The organism is Ruegeria sp. AM9, from assembly GCF_056540565.1.
In genome coordinates, this window is sequence record NZ_JBQFWY010000005.1 from 31,611 (window position 1) to 56,693 (window position 25,083).

Below are 25,083 nucleotides of genomic sequence, written 5' to 3' on the forward strand. Positions count from 1 at the left end.
CTCTGCCCCCGCCGCACTTTGCGCGACTCCCCCGGGATATTTTTGGCCAGATGAAGCTTTGCGGGCTTTTTTCAGCCGTTTTCGCGCAGGATGTTACCGGCCAGATAAAGCGAGCCGCAAATCAGCACGCGGGCCTGCGGGTTTTCCGCCACGATTGTTTCCAACGCATCAGCGACGCTGTCAGCGGTTGTGGCGGGCAAATCGACCCTAGCTGCAGCGGCGGCGGTGTCTGCGGCGCTAAGCGTGGCGGCCTCTCCAGGGATGGAGACGGCTGTCAAGCTTTGCGCCTGTTTCGCCAACGGAGCCAGATAGCCGGTGACGTCCTTGGTGTTGAGCATACCGCAGATCATATGGGTCGGGCGGTTTGGCAGCTTGGCCAGTACGTCAGCCAGCGCAATCCCGGCTGCGGCGTTGTGGCCACCGTCCAACCAGAGCTCGGCCTGCGGGGCGGCCTCGACCAGAGGTCCGGTTTTCAGGCGCTGCATCCGCGCGGGCCATTCGGCGCGGGTCGCGGCGGCCTCATAGGCGTCATCGCCCAGGTTCAGGTGGCGCAGAACGGCCAGCGCGGCGCCGGCGTTCTGGATCTGGTGGGCGCCCAGCAGGTTGGGCAGCGGCAGGTCGCGCAGGCCGGTTTCGTCCTGATAAATCAGGCGCCCGTTTTCCTCATGCACGTGCCAGTGTTGGCCGTGGATCAGCAGCGGAGCCCCGAGACGCGCGGCGGTGTACTCGATGACCTCCAACGCTTCGTCCTGTTGCGGGCCGACGATACAGGGCACGCCGGGCTTAATGATGCCTGCCTTTTCTGCGGCAATCTTGCCCAGCGTGTTGCCCAGAAACTGTTCGTGGTCGATCGAGATTGGGGTGATCACCGTAACAGCGGGTTGGTGGATGACATTGGTGGCGTCCAGGCGGCCGCCAAGGCCGACCTCAAGCAATGTGTAATCCGCCTGCGCCCGGGCAAAGGCCAGCAGGGCAGCGCAGGTCGTGATCTCGAAATAGGTGATATTCTCGCCATTATTCGCAGCGTAGCACTCATCCAGAACCGCCGTCAGGTCGGGTTCCGAGATCAGCTCTCCGGCCAAACGGATGCGTTCGTGAAACCGTGCCAAGTGCGGAGAGGTATAAGCGTGGGCTGACAGCCCTGCCCCTTCCAGCCCGGCCCGGATCATGGCCTGCGTCGAGCCTTTGCCATTGGTTCCTGCAATATGGATCACCGGTGGCAGTTTGGTCTGCGGGTTGTCCAAAGCGTCCAGCAGACGCCAGACACGATCCAAGGTCAGATCAATGATCTTGGGATGCAGCGCCATCATCCGGTCAAGGATGAGGTCAGATGTCTGGCCGGTCATTTCTCGCCCGCGTCCTCGGCCGGTGCTTCGGTGGGGGTTTCTTCGGGTTCGGGCGCAGGCAGGTCGCCTTTGACGGCCGGAGGCTGGTTCATCAACATGCGGGTGATGGTGATCAGCTCTTCGCGCATCTCGGTGCGTTTGGTGACGCGGTCCAGCATCCCGTGATCCAGCAGATATTCGGCGCGCTGGAATCCTTCGGGCAGCTTTTCGCGGATAGTTTGTTCAATCACGCGCGGTCCGGCAAAACAGATCAGCGCGTTGGGTTCGGAAATATGCACGTCACCCAGCATCGCATAAGACGCGGTAACGCCCCCGGTGGTGGGGTGGGTCAGCACAACAATATAAGGCAGGTTCGCCTCTTTCAGCATTTCGACAGCCACGGTGGTCCGTGGCATCTGCATCAGGCTGAGGATACCTTCCTGCATCCGTGCACCACCCGCGGCCGAGAACAGGATCAGCGGGCGCTTCAGCTTCACCGCCTCTTGCGCGGCGGCGATGATGGCGTTGCCGACATACATGCCCATCGATCCGCCCATGAACGAGAAGTCCTGCGCGGCGGCGATGATCGGCGTGCGGCCAATCTCTCCGCTGGCGACCAGCATCGCCTCTTTCTCGCCGGTTTTTTTCTGTGCGGCTTTCATACGGTCAGGGTATTTCTTCTGATCGCGGAATTGCAGCGGGTCGTCTTTTGGTGCGGGCACCTCGACTTCGGCAAAAATGCCACCGTCAAACAGGTGCTTGAACCGATCGCGCGGGGTGATCGCCATGTGATGGTCGCACTGGGTGCAGACGTTCTGGTTTTCGGCCAATTCGCGGTGGAACAGCATCGTGCCGCACTCGTCGCACTTGTGCCAAAGGTTTTCGGGCACTTCCCGGCGCGAGAAGATCGAGTTGATCCGGGGGCGGACGTAGTTTGTGATCCAGTTCATGTCGGAACCTTGCTTGAGCGGCTTTGACGTCAAATAAGACGCAACGGAAGGAAATGCAATCAACGCCTGAGCGCAAGACGCGCTGTCAGCCAACAGACAATCATCACCGCGAAATCCACGAACAGCCATTGTCGCAGCATTCCTGTCTCGGTCATCTCATATGGCAGCAGGTACAGCGCAAGCCCGCTGAGGGTGTCAGGCAGCGAAATGAACAGAAGTGCGACGGTATTGTTGAGGAAATGCAAGGCGATAGCGGGTCCCAGCGTTCCGGACCTTGCGGTCAGATCCGCCGCCAGCAGGCCGAATATAAAGGCCCAGACCGTCACGAGCAGCGCGTTATCCCCGGTCACACCCGGCGCGTAGTGCCCGGCGGCAAACAGAGCCGAGGGCAGGCCCATCCAGATCACCCGAGACCGAAATCTGGCCGCAAGGGATTGCTGGATATACCCTCGAAACAACACTTCCTCGGCGCTGGTCTGAATCAGTACTGCAAATGCCGACACCGGCAGGAGTAACAGCCATGTGGGCAAGGCGAGGTTCTGGGTCAGCGGTTTCCCCATCCCGTATGGCGGCAAAACGGCCATGGCCACGCCCAGAACCGTGAGGGCCAGCGCCACAAGAATGAATTGCTGTCGGAACAGGTTGCACGGCCCCAGAATCGCCCGTAGCGACCGCTGTTGCATTTGCCGGGCGGCAACAGCGACGCCCAGCGTCAGAAATCCAAAACTCATCAGCAAGACCAGCGTCGCCACTACTGAGGTTCCGCGCAGAAAACCCTGCGCCTGATCCGGAGGGATCAGACCGCCGATGAGGGCAAACAAAACCGAATTCAGCGTCACATACAGCACGCCGACAATGACCAGCCCGACCAGCAGGCGCCAAAGCTCGGGCCGGGCGCGGGCATCGGCCACAAGCAGCTCATGGGCGGAATAGGCGGCGGGTTCACGCATTGTTGCCGGTGCTCTCGCCTTCGATGGATTGCGGTAAATCCGGGAAGACATCGGCGGTTTTCTGGACCTCGTTCAGCCTGGTCGACAAAGTGGTCAGATATCCCGCGACGGTCTGCAACAGCTGAACCGCGACCGAGGCGTCGCTTTCGATCACGGCACGCAATTCCTCGGCGCCGATGCGCAGAAAGGTGCAATCCGTGATGGCTTCCAGATCCAGTTGGCGCAGATCACCGGTGATGATCGACAGATCGCCAATCAGGCGGCCGGGCTCGATGATCGAAATTGGCCGTTTGCCGCCGCCTTCTTCGGTCCAGATCAGTTTGGCCTGCCCCTTGATGCATAGATAGGCCGCATCGGGCACCTGACCGCGGGAAAAAATCATCTGCCCTTCGGCCACCTCGTACCATTGTGCCGAAAACGCCAGCAGCCGCTGGTTGCGCGCGTCGATGCCCGAAAACAGCTCAGTCGAAGCGATAATCTGCAGTTTCCGGCTCAGATCGGCCGAGGTTCCCTCTTCGTGGTGGTCCTGGGTCCGCGCGACACCGTCGATGCGCCCATCCTTGATTTCGATGAACAGATCATAGGCCTCGGGGTGGGCAAAGTGATCTTCCATGAAAATCATGACCGAGTCGGGCAGCAATTCCCGCAGTCGCAGACGCGTGCGCAGGCGGCTTTGGGAATCGTGGCTGGCCAGCGCCTTGTCGAGGATCAGGATATCGGGGCGCTTGATCCCCGCCCGCGAAAACGCTGCGCGTTCCTGAAACACGGTCGGCAGGTTGTTCCCGCCCAGACCGGTGGGCAGGTCGAACATGGTGGACGCGGCCCGCCGCCGCAAACCGGCCTCGTTGATGGCCTGCGCCACCACGTCCTCGATCTCTTCTGCATGGGCGCCCGCCATCAGCGAGACCCGGCCATAGAGCGCGTTTTCCATCACTGTCAGCCGCGGCAGGTAACTGTCCGGAGACAGCGGCACGAACATGCCGTCCAAGGCTCCACGCAGCCGTTCGGCATGGTCCTTTCGGATCGAGAGGATCTTGTCCTTGTATTCCTCTGGGAAATCGGGACCGATCTGCTCGGCCGTCAGCAGGAAAGGGATGGTCAGCAACAGCGAGCGTTCAGACTCGGTGATGCTGCTGTCCCCCTTGGATTTACGGCGGTCCTTGATGTCAAGCAGACGGTGGAACATGTCCTTCGACATCCCCAGACGCAGGAACAGGGGGTGATCCGTTCCGTCGCGCCCAAAAGCCTGATCCAGCGTTTCAAGCACGGCGCTGGCCATGGTCATGGCATCGTCGGCCAGCTCATGCATCCCGAACATGTCTCTGAACCGCCTGTCACTGGCCAGAGAGTCCGGCGTGATATCGCGCGACGGGGTGGCAAACAGCAGGTTGCCGCCAAGCGGTACAGCGGGGTTAAAGCGGTCGGGGTCAAAGCGATAGAGATGGCGGTCCAGTCCCTTTTCCCTAAGCCGCTCTGCAACGGTGTCGCGCAGGTCAACAATCCCTTGTGCAAGAACCGGGTGCAATTGCGGGTCGAACCGCGTGCGCAGGGTGCGGCGCAGCATGAACTCGTCGATCCCCATCGCTTCGACCAGTTTGAACCACCAGTCCCGTATGTCGTCGATATCGTCCAGCCCGGCCAACCCGGGATCGATCCATTCGTCGGTCAGCGAATCTGTCGGGTTGCCTGCCCGGTCGGCCTCGATCTGCCAGCGGTTCGGCGATTGTGCGGCGTCGGTTTCGTGTTGTGGATGCGGGCGCAGCGGCATCAACAGGTTGTCGCCCAGCGTGCCGTTGAACAGGTAAGGCCGGGAATAGGCATAGCCGATCCGGGCCGCGATCACCGCCTGATGCAAGTCTTTCAGGTTATGACCCGCCATGATGACCTCACCCTGCACCGGCAGAACCTCGCGGGTCAGCACCTGCGCCAACGCGTTGCGTTCCGAGGCCTGGCCGGACTGGATGGCGACGCGGGCGCCTTTCGGAATGGTCAGGTCGATATCTTCCAGAACGGTCTTGCCGTCATCGTCGCGCACGGTCACGTTGCGCAACTCAATCTCGCCGGTCAGATGCGGGATCACTTTGGGCTGACCCACGAACAGCTCTTCCGGGATCATGTTCGAGGGCGCAAAGCGTTCGGTCACAACCTCCCACCGCAGGGACATGTCCTGAACCTGATTGTAATAGGTCAGCAAATCCTTCCACGGGCCGCTCAGGTCCTTGTAGGCCCCAAGCGCCGCAACCAGTGCGCCTACCGTCACCTCGCCCTTGATCGCCAGATAGCCGCCGACCGAATAGAATAGGAACGGCGTCATCTGCGTGATCAGGTTATTGAGGAATTTCATGAAGAATTTCTTGTTGTAGATCTTGAACCGGATCTCGAACAAGAGCCCCAACCGGTGGCTGAACTGCGCCAGCCGATACCGCCAACCGCCATTGGTGCGCAGATCGCTGATGCCTGCCGCGCTTTCGCCAATCTCGGAGCTGAGGTTCCGAACCTCCTGAATACGTTCCTTGTTCAGCAGGTTGATCTGACGTTGCAGTTTCGGGATCAGCCACGCCTGCAAGGGGATCAGCGCGATGCTGGCCAGCCCGAACCAGACGCTTTGCATGAACAGGAAGGTGACGATGGTCATCATCTGACCGAACTGGAACACCGGCTGAGCGATGGCGTCGCCCATCAGCCCGCCCATCGGTTCCGCCTCGGAGGTGATCATCGACACCAGCTCGCCCTGGCTGGTGGTGGCGAAATAGGATTTCGGGAATCGCATGGTGCGGTGGATCAGGGTGAACCGCAGGCGGCGCAGCATACGCTCGGCCAGAATGCCCTTCATCGTGTTGATGCGCATCTTCATCAACCCGCTGGCGATCACCGTGCCCAGAAAGGCAAAGCACAGGATCATCAGATACTGCACCTGCGTCACGGTGAAGCCCAGTATCGTTACCGAGTCATTGGGCGCACCAATGGCACCGTTGATGATCTGCTTGGGCAGCTCAAGCGAGGCATAGAGGAACGGAAACGACAGGATCGTCAGCAACAGCAGGACAAGCTGTTGTTTCCTGGAATGTTTCCAGATGAATGCGAACAGAGTGGGTTCCATGCCCCGGTCGTGCCTCAAATCTCTTGGATGCGATTTTGGGATGATCCAACGCAATCAGGTGACAGACGGTACGCACTGACCCCGGCGATTGCAAGAATACGGCGCGGTAACAGATTGCTGCCGGGTTGACCATCCGCCCGGCCGTTCACGAATTTGAGAGTTTTGATCCTCAATATCGTTTATTCACCTTTAACCCCTGCGCGGTCTTTGACTAAACAGGGTCACATTCTGAATGATAGGACCATGGGCAGACTTCTGGATCGCTATATTCACCACCGGGTTGTCGCGCGTTGGCGCGCGGCGCTGCATGGCGCTGCCGAAGCACCCGAGCCGCAGCTGCGACTACAGCGTGACGAAGCCCGCAAGCTGCGCACCCAACTGGACATGCTGATCCAGGAAGCCGATGGCCGTTTGGCCCGGCCCAGAATCGGGTCGCTGCAGTTTCCCAAACCTCTGGGTACGGATTGGTGCTGGCGGCCGGATTTGTGGCGTGGACCGCTGCCACGCCCCGGTGTGGCCTCGGCCCCGCGCCGGGCGCAGATGGATCGTCAGGCGACGCTGTTCCACGATTGCCCCTTGGCCGAGATCGGGATGCGGCAGACTCGGAATTCCCGCGACAAGGATCTGGCCGCATTCGGACTGACGGTCGATGTGTTCGGGTTTTCAGGCTCGTTCCTGTCGCTGTCTGTTGAGCTGCCGCCCGAGGCCGCCCAGGGTCTGACCAAGCAGCATCTGATGCGCGTTGACGTGCAGATCGAACTGGAACAGCCGCTCGAGATGTTTGCCCGCCTCAACATCCAGCACGGCCCCAATACCGAACAGGTGCTGCGCAAGCTTGACCTGTCCACCCCGTCCAATTCTGTTGACTTCGATCTGGCCCACCTGCCCCTGAACGAGTCGCGGATCGAGAAGATCTGGCTGGATCTGATCTTTGACAATCCCCGGATGAACCGTGCCACGCTGCGCGACCTAACCTTCTGCCGCCACCACCGCGCCGATTTGTGAGAGATCCAACCATGACACTGCCGACATTGACGCCGATCCGGTTTGAAAACGGCCTCTGGCAGGGGTTTCTGCAAGCCGACACCGAGCCGCAGGTCGAAGTGCGCTATTTGGGCGAGAATATCGATGATGCGCGTATTTCGGCGTCTGAGGACGGGTGGAACCTGACGGTTCCCGTGCCCGTGGCTGCGCTGTCCGACGGTGTGCATTGTTTTGTGATCGTGGAGGCTGCGACCTCGGAAAAGCTTGGCGATTTCACAATCATCGCAGGCACTCCCGCCGCAGATGATCTGCGTGCCGAGGTCGAGCTGTTGCGCGCTGAGCTGGACATGCTGAAACGCGCGTTTCGCCGGGCGCAAAGCGCCGACAAGTGATCCTTTCCGGGCAAGTCTCTATCTTTTCAGCGAGATTCCGTGCATCCTAGGGTGACCCGCAGCAGTCTGGGCAAGCTCATGGATCGCAGCAGCATCGTCAAAGTCATTGCATTGATGGTGACGGGGTTTGGGATCGGCATCGACTTTACCGGCGCGCTGATTCTGGTTCCGGCCATCGAAAACAGCTTTGATGCGGATATCACCAGCACACAGTGGGTTCTGAACATCTACGCGCTGTTCTTCGCCATGACCATGGTCGCCGGAGGGCGCATGGGCGATATGTTCGGGCACCGCAAGATGATGCTGATCGGGCTGTCGATCTTTCTGTTCTCGTCCGTCATGTGCTTTGTCTCGCCCAGCCTGGACTTTCTGATTATTGCGCGCGCCCTGCAGGGGATCGGCGCGGGATGTGTCTGGCCCTGCACGCTGGCGTTCGGGGCGACCAAGGTCTCGCGGCCCGAACATCGGGCCATGATCATGGGGCTGATATTGGCTGGTGTGACCTGCGGCAATGTCTTTGGGCCTCTGATCAGCGGAATGGTGGTCAACCTGGGGGACTGGCGGCTGTTTTTCCTCGCCAATGTGATTTTCTCCACCATCTCGATGGTGACCGCCCTGCTGCTGATGCAGCGCGAAACCCAGCACAAGCAGGGAGAGCATATCGATTTTGCCGGGATGGCCGTGCTGTCCTTTGCCGTTTTGCTGTTGCTCTACGGGCTGGATGTGGGCGCGGATTGGGGTTGGACCTCGGCCCCGTTGCTAATGCTGTTCTTCGTCAGCGCGGTCTTGTTCGTTCTGTTCCCCCAGGTGGAAAAGCGGGTGAAAGAGCCGCTGTTGCTGCCGCAGATGATGGCCAACCGTGAATTCCGGATCACCCTGGGGCTGAACATGTTCAACGTGTCGGCGGCCTTCGTCGGTTTGATGTATTTCCCGCAATACATGCAAAAGGTTCTGGGCTGGTCGACCTTGCAATCAGCCTTTGGGCTGGCACCGCTGACGGTTCTTCTGGCTGTGGGGTCCATCCTGTCGGGCCGGTTGTATAACGATTTCGGCCCAAAACGGCTTTTGCTCTGGGGGTATCTCTGTGCCACAGCCGGGGCCGCCAGCGTTGTGGTGATGCCCGCAGGGCTCGGATATTTCCAGATCCTGCCGGGCATGGCGATGATCGGTTTGGGCGCGACGCTGACGGTCGGGCCGTCCGGCACCGCCGCCGTCTGTGCGGTGAAACCGGAACGGGCGGGTCTGGTCGGCGGGCTGAGTTTCATGACCCATCTGGTCTACGGCGCCATCTCGGTCGCCTGCGCCACCGCGATCATGTATCTGGTAAGCCTGCGCAGCCTGGGTGAGCGGCTGACATACGCCGGAATTGACCTCTCGGAAGCCAGCCAGAGAGCCATAAACGTGGGAACACTGACCACACCCTCTGCCAAGGCCGTCATGGAAAAACTAAGTCCCGCCGAGGCCGAAAAGGTTAAATCCGCCATTGCCGCTTCCTTTGACACCGGAATGAACATGGCCTTCATCTTCGCGACCCTTTCCGTTTCGGTCGGGGTCTTGCTGGCAATAATGCTGGATGAGGAAAAGCTGCATAAGGTGGAAGGCTGATCCCTCTGGCCAAAGGTCAATTCCGGATGAGTCAGCTGAAACTTGCCAGTTTCGCTTCAGATGGGTATATACATTAATATATACCAGGAGAACCCAATGATCGAAACCAAGATCCGCAAGGTCGGAAATTCGGCCGTCATGACGCTGTCCACCGAGATGTTGACCATCCTTGATGCCAAAGAGGGTGATACCCTTTTTGTCTTGCGCGGTGATGATGGCACGCTGAAAATCATGGCCCACGACCCTTCGGTCGCCGAGGCGCTTGAGGCCGCAGAAATTGTCATGGATGAGAACCGCGATCTGCTTCAGGCACTGGCGTGAAGCCCCTGACCTGGGTTCCTCTGGCGGCGGTTGTCGCTATTCACGACAGACAGATATCACGACATGGCGGCGCCCCCGGCATGCGGGATCGCGCCCTTTTGGAGATGGGCTGTGCAAGAGCCATGAACCTTGCGGCCTATGCCGATGCCGATCTTGCCGAAATTGCAGCCGCCTACGCGTTTGGCATCGCCAAGGCGCATGCTTTCGTCGACGGCAACAAGAGAACGGCCTTTGTGACTGCTCTTACTTTTCTGCGACTTAACGGGCATGCCTTCCTTCCTGACCCAACCAAGGGTGTTCTGATGATGGAAGGTCTGGCGGCAGGTCAAATTGATGAAACAGAGTTTGCAAACTGGGTGAAAGCTGGCTGGAAGCCAATCTGAGCCTGTCAGAGAACGCATCCCGGACAAACCAAGCCAAACAGAAAGCCCCGCCGAAAACGAGCGGGGCTTTCAATATCCTGTATCAGAGGCCGCTCATCAGGCGGCCTCGGAATATCACTGAGACGGCCCGTTCGGGTTGAAGGCCGACAGACCCTTTAGGATGTCGATGGCATAGGCCAGTTGATAATCCTCTTCCCGCAGTTCCGCAGTTGCTTCGGCGCGGGCGCGGTCTTCCTCGATCTGACGGATTTCATCCTCGCTGAGGCTGTCATTGTTCAGGCTGCCGCGCAGGTCAGCTTCGGACCGGGCCGGACGGTTCGAGTCTTCGTCGTCCGACGCGGGCGCCGGGCGCGGCTGTTCGACGATGATGTCGGGGCTGACGCCAAGCGCCTGGATCGAGCGGCCAGACGGCGTGTAATACCGCGATGTAGTCAGGCGCATCGCACCGTCTCCGCGCAGCGGCATGACCGTCTGCACCGAGCCTTTACCAAAGCTTTTGGTGCCGACCACGATGGCGCGGCGGTGATCCTGCAGCGCGCCGGCGACAATTTCAGACGCCGAGGCCGAACCGCCATTGATCAGAACCACAAGCGGTTTGCCTTCGGCCAGATCGCCGGGGGTCGCGTTGAACCGCTCGCCTTCGCCCGGATCACGGCCACGGGTCGAGACGATCTCGCCTTCGTTCAGGAACGCATCCGAGACCTTGATCGCCTGAGTCAGCAGACCGCCTGGGTTGTTGCGCAGGTCCAGGACAAAACCATTGACCTTGTCGATGCCACCAGCCTCTTCGATCTGTTCGCTCAAACCTTCCTCAAGGTTGGGGAAGGTCTGATCGTTGAACGTGGTGACCCGCAGCACGACACTGGTGCCTTCGGTGCGGGCGCGCACGGCGGTCAGTTTGATAGTGTCGCGGATGATGGTGACGTCGAACGGTTCCTGTTCACCTTCGCGCACGACGGTAATCACGATTTCGGACCCGACCGGGCCGCGCATCAGATCAACCGCCTTGTCCAGCGTCAGGCCCAGAATGCTTTCGCCGTCGACATGGGTGATGAAATCCCCGGCTTCGATCCCCGCCGCATCTGCGGGCGTGTCGTCGATGGGCGAGACGACTTTCACAAAGCCCTCTTCTTGCGTGACTTCAATGCCCAACCCGCCGAATTCGCCACGGGTCTGCACGCGCATCTGCTCGGCATCGTCGGGCGACAGATAGCTGGAGTGCGGATCCAGTGAGGTCAGCATGCCGTCAATCGCCGCTTCGATCAGTTCCTCGGGTTCGACCTCTTCGACATATTGCGCACGAATGCGTTCGAAAATGTCGCCGAACAGATCCAGCTGCTCATAGACGGTGGCATTGTTCTCGGCCTCCTGCGCCAGCAGAGGGCCTGCGATCTGAGTGGTTGCGATTACGCCTGCCACGGTTCCGGCCAGAGCGGCCATCACAAATTTCTTCATACGTACTCATCCATCCTTGCTGGTCCGAAACCACGATTCCGGGTCCACGGGGCTGTTATCCTGTCTTACCTCTATATAGAGCGTTTCTGACCGGTCAGTTCCAGTGCCATCACCGCTTGTTGACAAAATAGCGCCGATTTCGGGTGTTTCACCGGGCATCAACCCGACCGGCGTGCCCTCGGGGATCACCTGCCCTGTGTTGCCGTAAACCTCTTGCAGGCCCGAAAACACGAACAAAAGCCCGGGTTGAGGCTCCAGTATCACCAGATTCCCCAAATCCAGCAGTGGTCCGCGATAACGGATCGTGGCGGCTGTCGGCGAAGTCACAATTGCGCGGGGTCGCGTGCCCAAGATCACACCGGGGCGTTTGACACCAGCCGCATCCGTTTCCCCTGCGCGGTGCAGTAGAACGCCCTGCGCGGGCAACGCAATCTCACCCTTGCGGTCCGAGATGTCTGCATTGGTTTCCGCGATTTCGCCTTCGGAAATTTCGGACAGGCCGCTGGCAAACCCTTCCAGTGTCTCAGTGGACGAAATCAGGATTGCGGTCCGTACCGGGTCTTCGACAAAACGGCTGGGTAAATCGGTGCGATCGGCGATCGCGGTGCTGAGCTGCGTGCGAGCGGTTTGGACGCCCGTCAGCCCTTCGGTCAGTGTTTCCGCGGCACTCTGTTGCAATTGGCGCAGGGTCTGCACCTCTTGCAGATCATGGGCCAAAGCCTGCGCGCGGGTGTTGAGGCCCGGTGTGACCTCGGACAGCATCATCCCTGCCCGGGCCGATCCCAACGGCCCCGACGGGTGCAGCATCAGAACCGGAGGTGCGGTGGTTTCAATGGTCTGCAACACGCCCAGCAACTGCGCGATTTCCTTTTCGCGGGCGCGCAGCTCGGCAGTCAACTGCGCCTCACGCGTGGCGGCGCGGCGCAGGCCTTCGCGCATGGCGGTCAGACCGGCCTCATAGGCCTGAATGGTTTCGGTCAGGGCGCGCACGCGATCACGGGCACTGTCCGCCTCGGTCAGGGCGACCGAGGCGTCCTCGAGCATCTGCGCCGCATTCAGCGCGGCTGTGGACGGGTCGGTCTGTGCATGGACCGGGGCCGCAAACAGCAGCGCCAGAACAAGCGCGCGCATGGTCATGACAGCAGGCTCTTTCCAGTCATTTCCGGCGGCTGTTCCAGACCCATCAGTTGCAACAGGGTTGGTGCCAGATCAGACAGACGCCCGTTGCGCAGCGTGGCGCCGTTTGGCCCGCCAACCAATGCCACGGGAACCGGGTTAAGTGTGTGTGCGGTATGCGGCCCGCCGGTTTCGGGGTCGACCATCATTTCGCAATTGCCGTGGTCGGCGGTCACGATCATCGCACCGCCCACCCTTTTCAACGCAGCAACCACCTGCGCCAGCCCCTGATCCACGGCCTCGCAGGCCTTGATTGCCGCCTGCAGGTCGCCGGAGTGACCAACCATATCCGGGTTGGCATAGTTGGTGACGATCAGGTCATAGCCCGCTTCAATCGCTTCGACGAATTTTGCGGTCACCTCGGTCGAGGACATTTCCGGCTGCAGGTCATAGGTCGCCACTTTGGGCGATTTCGGCATGTAACGGTCTTCACCAACCTCGGGCGTTTCCTTGCCGCCGTTGAGAAAGAACGTGACATGCGGGTATTTCTCGGTTTCGGCCAGGCGGAACTGACGCAGGCCTTGTTTGGCGACCCACTCACCCAGCGTATTCACGATATCGCGTTTGGGAAACACGGTGGTCATATAGGCGTTGTGGCCGTCCGAGTATTCGACCATCCCTAGCAGCGCAGACAATTGCGGGCGTGGGCCGGTGTCGAAATCTGAAAAGCCGGGCTCGCCAATCGCCCGCAGAATCTCACGCGCGCGGTCGGCGCGGAAATTGAGACAGAAGACTCCGTCGCCGTCTTTCACTCCGTCAAAGCCCTTCAGCACCGTGGGCACAATGAATTCATCGGTTTCGGATTGATTGTAGGCGTGGTCAATCGCGCCATGCGCGGAGGCAGCCGTCCGACCCTGACCATTGATTATCGCCTCATAAGCCTCGCTGACGCGTTCCCAACGGTTGTCGCGGTCCATCGCAAAATAGCGCCCGCTGACGGTGACAATGCGCGCGCCTTCGGGCAGGCGATCTTCCAATTCGGCGATATAGGTGAAGGCGGATTTGGGGGCTACGTCGCGGCCATCGGTGATCGCGTGCAACGCAACAGGCACGCCCGCGTCGGTGATCGCTTTGGCTGCGGCAACGATGTGGTTCAGGTGACCATGCACACCACCATCCGACACCAGCCCCATCAGATGCGCCGTGCCGCCTGCGGTTTTCACCTTGGCAATGAAATCCTGCAGCGCCTCGTTGTCGAAAAACGAACCGTCCTCGATCGCCAGATCGATCTGTCCCAGGTCCATGGCGACAACGCGACCCGCGCCGATATTGGTGTGGCCGACCTCGGAATTGCCCATCTGGCCGCTTGGCAAACCTACATCCGGCCCGTGGGTGATCAGGGTTGCGTGTGGACCGTCGGCCATGATCGCGTCGAAGGTTGGCGTGTTGGCCAGATAAGGTGCGTTAGCCTCTGTATCCTTGGACAGGCCCCAACCATCAAGAATGCACAGGACAACGGGTTTGGGGGCGGTCATTTCGGCTCTCCGGATTTCTGCTCTTGGCCCGTCTTGTATCGCTTGACCAACGGCGGGTGAACCGCCTTTTGGCCTGCGCCGGGCAGAATTAATGACGTTACGGTTTGCCCTTGCTGATATATTCAGCAAAAGGCCGTGCCTTGCGCCCCCGGTATCTGACAGTCAGGTCCAGAGGGGCGTCGTTTTCGTCATACACCCCCAGGACAACCCCCCTGCCCCGGCTTTTCGTGCGCATCTCGATCAGTTGTTCTTCGGACCGCGTGGTCCGCTGCGAAGGGCGGCGGGTCCAGGCAAAGAGATGCTCGTACATCTCAGCGATGACCTGGGCGTGGTCGGCACTGTCGCCCAGATCGGTCAGTTCATCCGGGTCGTTTTCCAGATCAAACAAGATAGGCCGGTGGCCGCCTTCGCAATGGATCAGCTTCCACTTCTTGTTAGCGACCATGAACATCACCGCATCCCGGACCGAGGCGTTCAGCATGTCAGCGATGGGCGAGGCCGAGTAGTCATATTCGCAGATCACCACGTCGCGCGGCGTTTCATCTTGCCGGCCATGCAGGATCGGCAGCAGAGAATGCCCTTCGAGGATATGCGAAGCGACCTCTCCACCCGCCATCTCCACAAAGGTTGGGGCAAGGTCGATGGATTCCACCAGCGCATCGCTGACGGTGCCGCGCGTCGCGTCGGCCTCGGGCGACGGGTCGTAGATAATAAGCGGTATCTTGGTCGAGGCATTGTGGAAGAACGTCTTCTCTCCCATCCAATGATCGCCCAGAAAGTCACCATGATCCGAGGTCAGCACGATCATCGTGTCCTCCATCCGGCCGGTTTTCTCCATCCAGTCGAGCAGGCGGCCCATCTGATCGTCGGCCTGTTTGATCAGGCCCATATAGGCGGGGATCACCGCCTCGCGCACGTCCTGGCGCGAGAAGGTCTGGCCGATTTTCGTATCCATGAATGCGCGCAGCACCGGGTGGGCATTCTCACGCTCGGCCTCGGACCGGACCACAGGCAGCAGGTGCTCAGGGCTATACATCGAGGCATAGGGTTCCGGCACGATATAGGGCCAATGCGGCTTGATAAAGCTCAGGTGACAGCACCACGGGGCGTCTTGGCTTTCCATGAATTCGATGCCGCGCCCGGTGAGATAGGGCGTTTCACTATCTTCTTCGGCGATATTTGCCGCCTCGCTTGAGTTCTTCAGAAACCAGCCCGACAACACGTTGCCATCCGCATCCAATCCGGAGTTGGCAAAGTCGTGCCAGGGGTTGTCACTCTCATAGCCCTTGTCGGTGAGGTACTTGTTGTATTTTCTTGCCCCGTCCGGGTCATAGAACCCATCCGGGCCTTCGGGGCGCATTCCGTCATCGCGTTCAAAGACGTCGAACCCGCATTCCGCTACGCGGGCACCGATCAGGCTGTCGGGTTCCAGCCCCAGCCGCGCCATCCCCTCGGCATCCGCTTTCATATGGGTTTTGCCAACCAGCCAACAGTCCATCCCAGCCTTGCGCAGATGGTCGCCCATAGTGATCTCACCGACCTTCAGCGGGATACCGTTCCACGAGGCCCCATGCGAATGCACATATCGCCCGGTATAGGTGGACATGCGTGAGCTGCCGCAGATTGGGGATTGGATATAGGCGCGGTCGAAGCGCACGCCGCGCGCGGCTAGACGGTCAATATTGGGGGTTTGCAGATGCGGGTGGCCGTAGCAACTCAGGTAATCCCAGCGCAGCTGGTCGAACATGATGAACAGGATGTTTTTGGCTTTGGCCATGCGGTACCCCCAGTATTCAGGGACCTAGTTAGCCAATTCCCGGCTGAGGGCGAAGTGCAAATTACGCTTCGGCCTGACGTTCCATCTGCTCCTGCATCTTTCTGGCGCGCTTGCACTGGAGCTTGTCGCGCAGCGGCGAGTTCGGATCGACGTCCTTCTGGCAGACCACGCATTTATCCGCGCCCGAGATCGCGTTCAGGCCGCCGCAGCTGCCCTTGATGGTCTTGCCCATCAGCATCACGCCCAACGACATGCCCACCACGACGAGGGTCAGCAAAATGAAGGCCAGAATAAAAGTGCTCATCGTGGGTCCTACCGGTTAGTTGGTGCCAAGCGCGTCTTTGAATGCGGTGCTGTGTACGGTGATATAGGCTTCTTCGCCGCCTGTCACATCCCGCGAGATGAAATACACGGCAAGTTCATGCTTTTCGGCAAGTTCAAGGCCCTTTTCCTGCCCCAAAGCCAGCATCGCCGTGGCCCAGGCATCCGCCATCATCGCATTTTCGGCCAGAACGGTGACCGAGGTCGTCCGGTGCGTGATCGGGCGGCCCGTCGTCGGGTCGATGATATGCGAATAGCGCACGCCATCCTGTTCGAAGAAATTCTTGTAATCGCCCGAGCTGGCCATCCCCAGGTCACCCACCGATACGATCAACTGCGGGGTCTGCGCTCCGGCCTGTGGTTTTTCAATACCGATGCGCCAGGCCTCACCCTTGTCGTTCTGACCCTTGGTGACCAGATCGCCGCCAATCTCGACCAGATAGTCCTCGATCCCCGCTTCGCGCAGGGTCTCGGCGACGGCGTCGATACCATAGCCCTTGGCGATCGCAGACAGGTTAATGCCGACGCCAGGTTCGGATTTCGCCAGTGTACCGGCTTCGGCATCCAGGGACAGCAGCCGGTTTTGGCCGACACCGCTCAGCGCGGCCTCAATTTCGGCATCCGAGGGCACCGGGTCTTCCGGCGTGCGCGGGCCAAAGCCCCACAGTTCGATCAGCGGGCCAAGGGTAACGTCGAAGATACCGCCGGATTTCTCGTGCACGTCATTCGCGGCCGTCATCACTTGCGCGAATTCGGCGGATACCGGCATCGGGTCAGTGCTGGTTGCGGCGGAAAAGGTCGAGACCTCGGAATTCGGGTCCCAGTTCGACATCTTGGCGTTGACCTCGACCAGGGTTTCTTGGACTGCGGCAGCCAAAGCGTCCTCGTCCAGATCCTCGCCAATCGCGGTGATGTTGAACGTCGTTCCCATGGTCTCGCCCGACAGGCGGACCACTTCGGGCTCTTTGTCGAACAGGCAGCCGGACAGGAGTGTGACAAAGGCCAGTACAGGCACAAGACGCATGGGGTGGTCTCCGAAAATTCAGTGCCCGGCATATGCCAGCCACCCTTGCCGGAGTCAAACCGGCGTCACAGCTTCAGCGGCAAAAAGCCCAGAACCAAAAGGCCGATCCCCGCCGGCACCCCGAACAGCCATGCCCGTTTCTGCCATCCCGGCACCTGCTGTTTCCACGCCATGCGGAAATTGTGGCCGCATACGACCACCGCAAAGAAAATCAACGCGGCCAGGGGCGGGGTGAGATACAGTTCGTTCAAAGGCTTAAGGTTCCTCTGCTGGCGGCAGTTTCCGCCGATCAGTGCAAATGCACCCTATACAGGTCGTTTAGCTGCGCTAAGGTAAAAGGGAAAGACTTTGCAATAACCATGAAGGAGATTGCCCATGGCCCCAACCTCTTACCAATCGCCATCGCGTGGCGACAAGGCAGACAAGTCCACGTACAGCCAATCGACGGACTCGAACCTGTCGCACTCGCAGACAACCGTGGCCAAGTTGCTGGAAGGTAAAGGGGATGCGGTGTTCTCGGTGCGCCCGAACGAGACGATCCACTCGGTCGTCAATACGCTGAAGGAAAAGCGGATCGGTGCGGTGCTGGTGACTGATCAGAACGGCGCGTTGCAGGGCATCCTGTCCGAGCGTGACATCGTGCGGCGCATGGCGGACACGCCGGGCCAGACCCTGCCGCAAGCGGTCGAAGACCTGATGACCCGCGAGGTCAAGACCTGTACGCCGGATGATTATCTGAACGACGTTCTGAAATCCATGACCGAAGGCCGGTTCCGCCACATGCCGGTTCTGCGCGACGGCACCCTTGTCGGTGTCATCACCATCGGAGACGTTGTGCATTTCCGCCTGAAAGAGCTGGAATACGAAGCGCTTCGAATGAAACAGATGATCGTCGGCTAAGCGATTTCGTCCAGAATCCCCTTGACCTTGCCCCGGCGACGGTATCCCTGATGCGTCAAAGATTGCGTTAAGGTCGAGGGTTACATGAAACGAGTTCTGATCACGGGTACGGCGGGATTTATCGGGTTCCATCTGACAAAGCTGCTGCTGTCTGAAGGATTCCGGGTGCATGGCTATGACGGGATGACGGATTATTATGACGTCACCCTGAAACAACGCCGGCACCAGATGCTGTTGCAGACGCCCGGCTTTTCCGCGACCGAGGACCTGCTGGAAAACCACGAACGCCTGATGCAGGTCGCTGATGAGTTCCAGCCCGAGGTGATCGTCCATCTCGCCGCGCAGGCCGGGGTGCGATACAGCCTCGAAGATCCGCGCAGCTATGTCAGCTCGAACGTGGTTGGTACGTTCAACGTGATGGAGGCCGCCCGGCAGCACAAGGTCGAACATCTTTTGATGGCCTCCACCTCCTCGGTTTATGGCGCCAACGAGGTCATGCCCTTTACCGAGGTGGAAAAGGCCGACAGCCCCCTGACCATCTACGCCGCGACCAAAAAGGCGAATGAGGCGATGGGCCATTCCTATGCCCATCTGTGGAACCTGCCGACCACGATGTTCCGGTTTTTCACCGTCTACGGAACCTGGGGGCGGCCCGATCTGGCACTCTACAAATTCGTGGACGCCATTCTGGATGAGCGACCCATCGACATCTATAACCACGGCGACATGTATCGGGATTTCACCTATGTGGAAGACCTCGTGCGCGGGATCAGGCTGCTAATCGATGTCCCGCCCGAGCGTCCGGCCAGCGCCGAGGAAATCGAGGAAGGCGACAGCCTTTCCCCAGCAGCGCCGTGGCGTGTGGTCAATATCGGCAACGGCGACAAGGTCCGGCTGATGGACTTTGTCGAAGCCATCGAAGAGGCGCTGGGGAAAAAGGCCATCCGCAACTATATGCCGATGCAGATGGGTGATGTACCGGCGACATGGGCCGACAACGACCTGTTGCAACGGCTGACTGGCTACCGGCCGCAGACGGATTTCAAAGACGGAATCGCACGATTTGTCGAATGGTTCCGCGACTATCACCAAAAGTGACCCGAGGGCTGTGATGCTTGAAACCAACCCGAATTCCCGTCGGATCGCTGTTATTGGTCTTGGCTATGTCGGCCTGCCGCTGGCTGTGGCGTTCGGCAAGATCGGTCCGGTTGTGGGCTATGATATCAACCCGGACCGGATCAAAGCTCTGTGCGCGGGGCTGGATGCAACGCAAGAGGTCGAGCCCGAAGACCTGACGGCAGCCTCCAGGCTGATTTTCACAACCGACAGGTCCGATCTGGCGGAATGCGACACGTACATCGTCACGGTCCCTACGCCGATCACCGACGGCAAGCAGCCGGACCTGTCCCCCTTGCTTGCGGCGTCTGAAATGGTTGGCGGGCTTCTGAAACCCGGTGATCTGGTGATCTATGAATCTACTGTCTATCCCGGCGCGACCGAGGAAGACTGCGTGCCGGTTCTGGAACGCGCATCGGGGCTGGATTTCAACCGCGATTTCTTTGCCGGATACAGCCCCGAGCGGATCAATCCCGGCGACAAGACGCACAGGATCTCGGATATCTGCAAGGTGACGTCCGGCTCGACCCCCGAAGCGGCCGATCTGGTGAATGCGCTCTATGCCCGGATCATCGCGGCGGGTACCCACAAGGCCGAAAGCATCCGCGTGGCCGAGGCCGCAAAGGTGATCGAGAACACACAGCGCGATCTGAACATCGCGCTGGTCAATGAATTGGCGATGATCTTTGGCCGCATGGGTATCGACACCGATGCCGTTCTGCGGGCGGCGGGCACCAAATGGAACTTCCTGCCCTTCCGTCCCGGTCTGGTTGGCGGGCACTGTATTGGGGTCGATCCCTATTACCTGACCCACAAGGCCGAGGCCGTCGGCCATCATCCGCAGATCATTCTGGCCGGACGGCGGCTGAATGACGGCATGGGCGGCTATGTGGTTTCACAATTGGTCAAGCGGATGATGCGCGACGGGATCAACGTGGGCGCGGCGCGGGTTTTGGTGATGGGGCTGACTTTCAAAGAAAACTGCCCGGACCTGCGCAATACACGCGTTGTCGATATCATCGAAGAACTGCAGGAATACGGCGTTACCGTGGATGTCTATGATCCCCACGCCGATCCGCGCGCTGCCGAGGCCGAGTATGGAATCTCACTGATCGATGACCCCCAGAACGCCACCTATGACGGCGTGGTGCTGGCGGTGGCGCATCGGGAGTTTCTGGACCTCGATCCTGCGCAGGTGCGCGCCTACGGCAAAGGTCAGAGCGTCGTGTTCGACGTCAAATCCTGCCTTCCCAAAGAGGCTAGCGACCTGCGCCTGTAAAAAACCGGCGCTGGATGCGCCGGCTCTTTGTTCCTTACCCGCCGAAATCGTCGAGCATGATGTCTTCGCGGTCCACACCCAGATCCAGCAGCATGTTGATGACCGACTGGTTCATGATCGGTGGGCCACACATGTAGAACTCGCAATCTTCGGGCGCGGGGTGGTTCTTGAGGTATTCTTCGAACAGGACGTTGTGGATGAAGCCGGTATAGCCTTTCCAGTCGTCCTCGGGCTGGGCATCCGACAGGGCGACATGCCATTCGAAATTGTCAAATTCCTTGGCCAGGGTGTCGAAATCCTCGACAAAGAACATCTCTTTCTTCGAGCGCGCACCGTACCAGAAGCTGATCTTGCGGTTGCGGTTCTCAAGACGTTTGAGCTGGTCAAAGATGTGGCTGCGCATCGGCGCCATACCAGCGCCACCGCCGATGAAGACCATCTCTTTTTCAGTCTCGCGGGCGAAAAACTCGCCGAACGGGCCCGAGATCGTGACCTTGTCGCCCGGTTTCAGGTTGAAGATGTACGACGACATCTGACCCGGAGGGATACCCTCGGAGCCCGGAGGCGGCGACGCAACCCGGACGTTCAGCATGATCATGCCTTTTTCGTCCGGATAGTTGGCCATCGAATAGGCGCGCTCGATCGGTTCGTTCACGACGGATTCGTATTGCCACAGATTGAAACGGTCCCAATCCTCGCGGTACTCCTCCTGCACGTCGAAATCGGTGTATTTCAATGCGTGCGCAGGGGCCTCGATCTGGATGTAGCCACCGGCGCGGAAATTCACATCCTCACCCTCGGGCAGGTCCAGCGTCAGTGCCTTGATGAAGGTCGCGACGTTGTCGTTCGAGCGTACGGTGCATTCCCACTTCTTGACGCCAAAGACCTCTTCCGGAACTTCGATATCCATGTCCTGCTTGACCGCAACCTGACAGGACAGACGGTCGCCGCAGGAGGCTTCGCGCTTGGTAATATGGCTTTCCTCGGTCGGCAGGATCGAGCCGCCACCGGAATGTACCTTCACCCGGCACTGCGCGCAGGTGCCGCCACCGCCACAGGCGGAGGGGACGAACAGCTTCTCGGCTGCCAGCGTTTGCAGCAGCTTGCCGCCTGCGGGCACAGAGATGGTTTTCTCACCGTTGATGGTGATGTTGACGTTGCCGGTCGAAACCAGACGCGAGCGTGCGGCCATGATGATGGCGACCAGTGCCAGAACGATCAGCGTGAAAAGGATTACGCCAAGGCTAAAAGTTTCCATTGCGCCCTCCTTACAGTTTCACGCCCGAGAAGGACATGAAGGCCATCGCCATCAGACCTGCGGTGATGAAGGTGATGCCCAGACCTTGCAGTCCGTCGGGAATGTCCGAGTATTTCAGCTTTTCTCGAACCCCGGCCATCGCGGTGATCGCCAGCGCCCAGCCAAAGCCGGAGGACAGACCATAGGTGGTGGCCTCGGCAAAGTTGTAGTCACGCTCCACCATGAACAGCGAGCCACCCAGAATGGCGCAGTTCACCGTGATCAGCGGCAGGAAAATCCCCAGCGCGTTGTAGAGCGGCGGGAAATACTTGTCCAAAACCATCTCGAGAATCTGAACCATCGCCGCGATCACGCCGATATACGAGATCAGGCCGAGGAAGGTCAGGTCCACATCCGGGAACCCGGCCCAAGCCAGCGCGCCCGGCTTCAGCAGGTAGTTCAGCAGCAGGTTGTTGGCAGGCACGGTGATCGCCTGAACGACCATGACCGAGATGCCCAGACCCAGCGCGGTCGAAATCTTTTTCGACACGGCGATGAAGGTACACATCCCGAGGAAAAAGCTGAGCGCAAGGTTTTCGACAAAGATGGCCTTTACGGCCAGTGAGATCAGACCTTCCATCAGTGGGCCTCTACCTGCTGAATTTTGTACTCACGCTCTTCCACCTGGTTCGGCTTCCATGTGCGGAAGGCCCAGATGATCAGACCGATGATGAAGAACGCCGACGGCGGCAGCAGCAGCATGCCGTTGGGCACGTACCAGCCACCGTTGTTGATGGTCTCCAGAATGGTGACACCGAACAGCGAACCCGCGCCGAACAGTTCGCGGATAAAGCCGACCAGCATCAGGATCAGGCCATAGCCCATGCCGTTGCCCACACCGTCGATGAAGGACGCCATCGGCGGGTTCTTCATCGCAAACGCCTCGGCGCGGCCCATCACGATACAGTTGGTGATGATCAGGCCGACGAAAACCGACAGGGTTTTCGAAATCTCAAAGGCATAGGCCTTGAGAACCTGATCCACCAGGATCACCAGCGAGGCGATGATCACCATCTGCACGATAATCCGGATCGAGCCCGGGATCTGGTTGCGCAGAATCGAGATGAACATTGACGAGAACGCGGTCACAAAGGTCACCGCCAGCGCCATCACAAAGGCCACCTGCAGCGATGAGGTCACCGCCAGCGCCGAACAGATGCCCAGAACCTGCAGCGTGATCGGGTTGTTGTCGACAAGCGGGTCGACCAGCATCTCTTTCTTGGTCTGGGACATCAGAGCTCTCCTGCTTGCAGTTTGGCCAGAAACGGAGCGTAGCCCGCATCGCCCATCCAGAATTTCACGAGGTTATCGACACCCACGGACGTCAGCGTGGCACCGGCCAGCGCGTCGACATAGAAGTCGGGACCTGCGGCGGGTTGCGACTTGGCAACGGTGATCTGCAGATCGCCTGCGTCATCGCGCAGTTTCTTACCGCTCCACAGCGCTTTCCAGCGCGGGTTATCCACCTCGGCACCCAGACCGGGGGTTTCGCCATGCTGATAGAACTGCAGGCCGAAGATATCATTGCCGTTGTTTTCCAGCGCGATAAAGCCATAGAGCGTCGACCACAAGCCATAGCCGTGCAGCGGCAGGATCACCTTGTCCAGCGCGCCTGCATCGTCGCGCAGCAGATAGATCACGCGGTACTTTGCCTTGCGGCCGATCCCTGCGGGGTCGTCATCCAGCGCGACGCTCAGCTCGGGGTCGCTGGCGGCGGCGATATCGTCGAAGGTGGCCGGGTCGAACTGGTCATCGACGAACTCGCCTGTGGCCAGTTCCAGCACATGTGGCTCGAACGCGGCGAAGGCTTTGGAGACGTCGATGCCGGGCTCGTAGACACCCGCCACCTGCAGGACGTTCACCTGCTTGTCCTTCAGCGCGTTGGCTTCCTGCACCGGACGCAGGCTGACCGCAGCGGCGGACACGACCATCGAGGCCACAAGGCAAACGGCCATGGCGATGAAGATCGTTTTGCCGACCGAATCCGGCGAGGCCGCCAGAAACTTGGCAATCGCGCCTTTTGGTTCTTGGGATTGCGTATCAGACATGGCGACGCGCCCTCCGTTTGATGTTGGCCTGAACGACGAAATAGTCGATCAGCGGTGCAAAGACGTTGCCGAACAGGATGGCCAGCATCATGCCTTCGGGGAAAGCCGGGTTGAGGACGCGGATCAGCACAACCATGACACCGATCAGCGCGCCATAGATGTAGCGGCCCAGATTGGTGTGGCTTGCCGATACCGGTTCGGTCACCATGAAGGCCAGACCGAACGCATATCCGCCCAGCACGATGTGCCAGTACCAGGGCATCGCAAACATCGGGTTGGTGTTCGACCCGATCAGATTCAGCAGCCATGTGAACAGGATCGTACCGGCCAGACAGCCCACGATCAGGCGATAGTTGGCAATCTTGGTTACAAGCAGGAAGGCCAGACCTATCATACAGGCCAGCGTCGAGGTTTCACCAAAGCTGCCCTGAATGGTGCCGTAAAAGGCGCTCCACCAGGTGATGCCCTCGGCGGCCAGCGCCTGCATCCCGTCAGCCGCGGAAACGGCCAGCGCCGTGGCGCCCGAGAACCCGTCAACCGGGGTCCAGACCGCATCACCCGACATCTGCGCCGGATAGGCGAAATACAGGAACGCGCGGCCTACCAGCGCGGGGTTGAGGAAGTTCTTGCCGGTGCCGCCAAACACCTCTTTCCCGATCACCACGCCAAAGATGATGCCCAGTGCCACCTGCCACAGGGGTGTGGTGGCCGGCATGATCAGCGTGTAAAGCATTGAGGTCACAAGGAAACCCTCGTTCACCTCATGCCCGCGCACGGTGGCGAAGATGACCTCGAAAATACCGCCTGCGACCAGTGTCACGATATAGATCGGCAGGAAGTAGAGCAGCCCGTGCATGACATTGGCAAAGATGCTGGACGGGTCCAGCGAAATGCCGAACATCTGCAGCAGCGCGATCCGCCAGCCGGTCGCGGCATCCGCGCCCAAGGCCGCAATGGCCGAATTCGCCTGAAAGCCGGTGTTCCACATCCCCCACAGGATACAGGGGATCGTCGCGATCACGACATAGGTCATAATCCGCTTCATATCCACATAAGACCGTGCATGGGGCGCGACGGTGGTTACGGTTTTCGGAGTGTAGATGAAGCTTTCGACCATCTCGTAGATGGGGAAAAGCTTCTCGTACTTGCCGCCCTTGGTAAAGTTCGGCTCGATCCGGTCAAAGAAGTTGCGCAAACCCATTCGG

General features: G+C 59.8%; 24 protein-coding genes. 8 read left to right on the forward strand and 16 right to left on the reverse strand.

What is annotated here, in order from left to right; genetic code table 11:
* Window positions 1–71 precede the first annotated feature (71 nt).
* The 4 genes from ACR0DO_RS10840 to ACR0DO_RS10855 are packed head-to-tail and all read right to left on the reverse strand — an operon-like array spanning window position 72 to window position 6,325.
* Window positions 72–1,346: a bifunctional folylpolyglutamate synthase/dihydrofolate synthase gene (locus ACR0DO_RS10840; protein ID WP_480558627.1), complete on the reverse strand. Its 1,275-nt coding sequence runs from the start codon at window positions 1,344–1,346 to the stop codon at window positions 72–74.
* Window positions 1,343–2,275 carry an acetyl-CoA carboxylase, carboxyltransferase subunit beta gene (gene accD / locus ACR0DO_RS10845; protein ID WP_480558629.1) on the reverse strand — a complete coding sequence of 311 codons (933 nt, stop codon included), beginning with the start codon at window positions 2,273–2,275 and terminating at the stop codon, window positions 1,343–1,345. Before accD ends, ACR0DO_RS10840 begins: the two co-directional genes overlap by 4 nt.
* Window positions 2,276–2,334: 59 nt before the next feature.
* Window positions 2,335–3,225: a CPBP family intramembrane glutamic endopeptidase gene (locus ACR0DO_RS10850; RefSeq protein WP_480558631.1), complete on the reverse strand. Its 891-nt coding sequence runs from the start codon at window positions 3,223–3,225 to the stop codon at window positions 2,335–2,337.
* Complete coding sequence (locus ACR0DO_RS10855) at window positions 3,218–6,325, reverse strand: ABC transporter transmembrane domain-containing protein (RefSeq protein WP_480558633.1); 3,108 nt, start codon at window positions 6,323–6,325, stop codon at window positions 3,218–3,220. Before ACR0DO_RS10855 ends, ACR0DO_RS10850 begins: the two co-directional genes overlap by 8 nt.
* Before the next feature lie 243 nt (window positions 6,326–6,568).
* Here ACR0DO_RS10855 and ACR0DO_RS10860 point away from each other — a divergent pair, with 243 nt between their 5' ends.
* From ACR0DO_RS10860 to ACR0DO_RS10880, 5 genes are all read left to right on the forward strand, one after another.
* Window positions 6,569–7,330 (forward strand): DUF6478 family protein, encoded by a 762-nt coding sequence (locus ACR0DO_RS10860; RefSeq protein WP_480558635.1) that lies wholly within the window; start codon window positions 6,569–6,571, stop codon window positions 7,328–7,330.
* Window positions 7,331–7,341: 11 nt separating this feature from the next.
* Complete coding sequence (locus tag ACR0DO_RS10865) at window positions 7,342–7,701, forward strand: hypothetical protein (RefSeq protein ID WP_480558637.1); 360 nt, start codon at window positions 7,342–7,344, stop codon at window positions 7,699–7,701.
* Between the two features lie 51 nt (window positions 7,702–7,752).
* Window positions 7,753–9,306 (forward strand): MFS transporter, encoded by a 1,554-nt coding sequence (locus ACR0DO_RS10870; RefSeq protein WP_480558639.1) that lies wholly within the window; start codon window positions 7,753–7,755, stop codon window positions 9,304–9,306.
* Between the two features lie 96 nt (window positions 9,307–9,402).
* A complete protein-coding gene (locus tag ACR0DO_RS10875; RefSeq protein WP_475212944.1) occupies window positions 9,403–9,627 on the forward strand; it encodes an AbrB/MazE/SpoVT family DNA-binding domain-containing protein in 225 nt (74 codons plus the stop codon).
* Complete coding sequence (locus tag ACR0DO_RS10880) at window positions 9,624–10,010, forward strand: type II toxin-antitoxin system death-on-curing family toxin (protein ID WP_480558642.1); 387 nt, start codon at window positions 9,624–9,626, stop codon at window positions 10,008–10,010. The genes ACR0DO_RS10875 and ACR0DO_RS10880 overlap by 4 nt, the downstream gene beginning before the upstream one ends.
* Before the next feature lie 114 nt (window positions 10,011–10,124).
* Here ACR0DO_RS10880 and ACR0DO_RS10885 read toward each other — a convergent pair whose 3' ends face one another.
* From ACR0DO_RS10885 to ACR0DO_RS10915, 7 genes are all read right to left on the reverse strand, one after another.
* On the reverse strand, window positions 10,125–11,465 hold the full coding sequence (locus ACR0DO_RS10885; RefSeq protein WP_480558644.1) for a S41 family peptidase: 1,341 nt from the start codon (window positions 11,463–11,465) through the stop codon (window positions 10,125–10,127).
* Between the two features lie 6 nt (window positions 11,466–11,471).
* The gene (locus ACR0DO_RS10890; protein WP_170446537.1) at window positions 11,472–12,602 is read right to left on the reverse strand and encodes a peptidase M23; all 1,131 of its coding nucleotides are present in this window, start codon (window positions 12,600–12,602) and stop codon (window positions 11,472–11,474) included.
* Window positions 12,599–14,116: a 2,3-bisphosphoglycerate-independent phosphoglycerate mutase gene (gene gpmI / locus ACR0DO_RS10895; protein ID WP_480558646.1), complete on the reverse strand. Its 1,518-nt coding sequence runs from the start codon at window positions 14,114–14,116 to the stop codon at window positions 12,599–12,601. The genes ACR0DO_RS10890 and gpmI overlap by 4 nt, the downstream gene beginning before the upstream one ends.
* A 97-nt stretch (window positions 14,117–14,213) precedes the next feature.
* Entirely contained in the window at window positions 14,214–15,893 is a 1,680-nt protein-coding gene (locus ACR0DO_RS10900) for a sulfatase-like hydrolase/transferase (RefSeq protein WP_480558648.1), read from the reverse strand.
* 61 nt (window positions 15,894–15,954) lie between these two features.
* Window positions 15,955–16,197 (reverse strand): (Na+)-NQR maturation NqrM, encoded by a 243-nt coding sequence (gene nqrM, locus ACR0DO_RS10905; RefSeq protein WP_170326465.1) that lies wholly within the window; start codon window positions 16,195–16,197, stop codon window positions 15,955–15,957.
* 15 nt (window positions 16,198–16,212) lie between these two features.
* Window positions 16,213–17,238 (reverse strand): FAD:protein FMN transferase, encoded by a 1,026-nt coding sequence (locus ACR0DO_RS10910; protein ID WP_480558650.1) that lies wholly within the window; start codon window positions 17,236–17,238, stop codon window positions 16,213–16,215.
* Window positions 17,239–17,303: 65 nt separating this feature from the next.
* Window positions 17,304–17,489: a hypothetical protein gene (locus ACR0DO_RS10915; RefSeq protein ID WP_170446543.1), complete on the reverse strand. Its 186-nt coding sequence runs from the start codon at window positions 17,487–17,489 to the stop codon at window positions 17,304–17,306.
* Window positions 17,490–17,613: 124 nt separating this feature from the next.
* Between ACR0DO_RS10915 and ACR0DO_RS10920 the strand changes: the two genes are divergently transcribed.
* From ACR0DO_RS10920 to tviB, 3 genes are all read left to right on the forward strand, one after another.
* A complete protein-coding gene (locus tag ACR0DO_RS10920) occupies window positions 17,614–18,138 on the forward strand; it encodes a CBS domain-containing protein (protein ID WP_170446544.1) in 525 nt (174 codons plus the stop codon).
* Between the two features lie 84 nt (window positions 18,139–18,222).
* On the forward strand, window positions 18,223–19,236 hold the full coding sequence (locus tag ACR0DO_RS10925) for a GDP-mannose 4,6-dehydratase (RefSeq protein WP_480558652.1): 1,014 nt from the start codon (window positions 18,223–18,225) through the stop codon (window positions 19,234–19,236).
* A 13-nt stretch (window positions 19,237–19,249) separates the two neighbouring features.
* Window positions 19,250–20,533 carry a Vi polysaccharide biosynthesis UDP-N-acetylglucosamine C-6 dehydrogenase TviB gene (gene tviB / locus ACR0DO_RS10930; protein WP_480558654.1) on the forward strand — a complete coding sequence of 428 codons (1,284 nt, stop codon included), beginning with the start codon at window positions 19,250–19,252 and terminating at the stop codon, window positions 20,531–20,533.
* A 34-nt stretch (window positions 20,534–20,567) separates the two neighbouring features.
* On the opposite strand, the gene nqrF is transcribed toward tviB, so the two are convergent.
* From nqrF to ACR0DO_RS10955, 5 genes are read right to left on the reverse strand one after another with little or no spacing between them, the layout of a single operon-like run.
* A complete protein-coding gene (gene nqrF, locus ACR0DO_RS10935) occupies window positions 20,568–21,791 on the reverse strand; it encodes an NADH:ubiquinone reductase (Na(+)-transporting) subunit F (RefSeq protein ID WP_480558656.1) in 1,224 nt (407 codons plus the stop codon).
* Between the two features lie 10 nt (window positions 21,792–21,801).
* Window positions 21,802–22,410: an NADH:ubiquinone reductase (Na(+)-transporting) subunit E gene (gene nqrE / locus ACR0DO_RS10940; protein WP_039526851.1), complete on the reverse strand. Its 609-nt coding sequence runs from the start codon at window positions 22,408–22,410 to the stop codon at window positions 21,802–21,804.
* The gene (locus tag ACR0DO_RS10945) at window positions 22,410–23,063 is read right to left on the reverse strand and encodes an NADH:ubiquinone reductase (Na(+)-transporting) subunit D (protein WP_170326472.1); all 654 of its coding nucleotides are present in this window, start codon (window positions 23,061–23,063) and stop codon (window positions 22,410–22,412) included. Before ACR0DO_RS10945 ends, nqrE begins: the two co-directional genes overlap by 1 nt.
* Entirely contained in the window at window positions 23,063–23,878 is an 816-nt protein-coding gene (locus ACR0DO_RS10950; protein WP_480558658.1) for a Na(+)-translocating NADH-quinone reductase subunit C, read from the reverse strand. The genes ACR0DO_RS10945 and ACR0DO_RS10950 overlap by 1 nt, the downstream gene beginning before the upstream one ends.
* Window positions 23,871–25,079 (reverse strand): NADH:ubiquinone reductase (Na(+)-transporting) subunit B, encoded by a 1,209-nt coding sequence (locus ACR0DO_RS10955; protein ID WP_480558660.1) that lies wholly within the window; start codon window positions 25,077–25,079, stop codon window positions 23,871–23,873. Before ACR0DO_RS10955 ends, ACR0DO_RS10950 begins: the two co-directional genes overlap by 8 nt.
* Window positions 25,080–25,083: the final 4 nt, after the last annotated feature.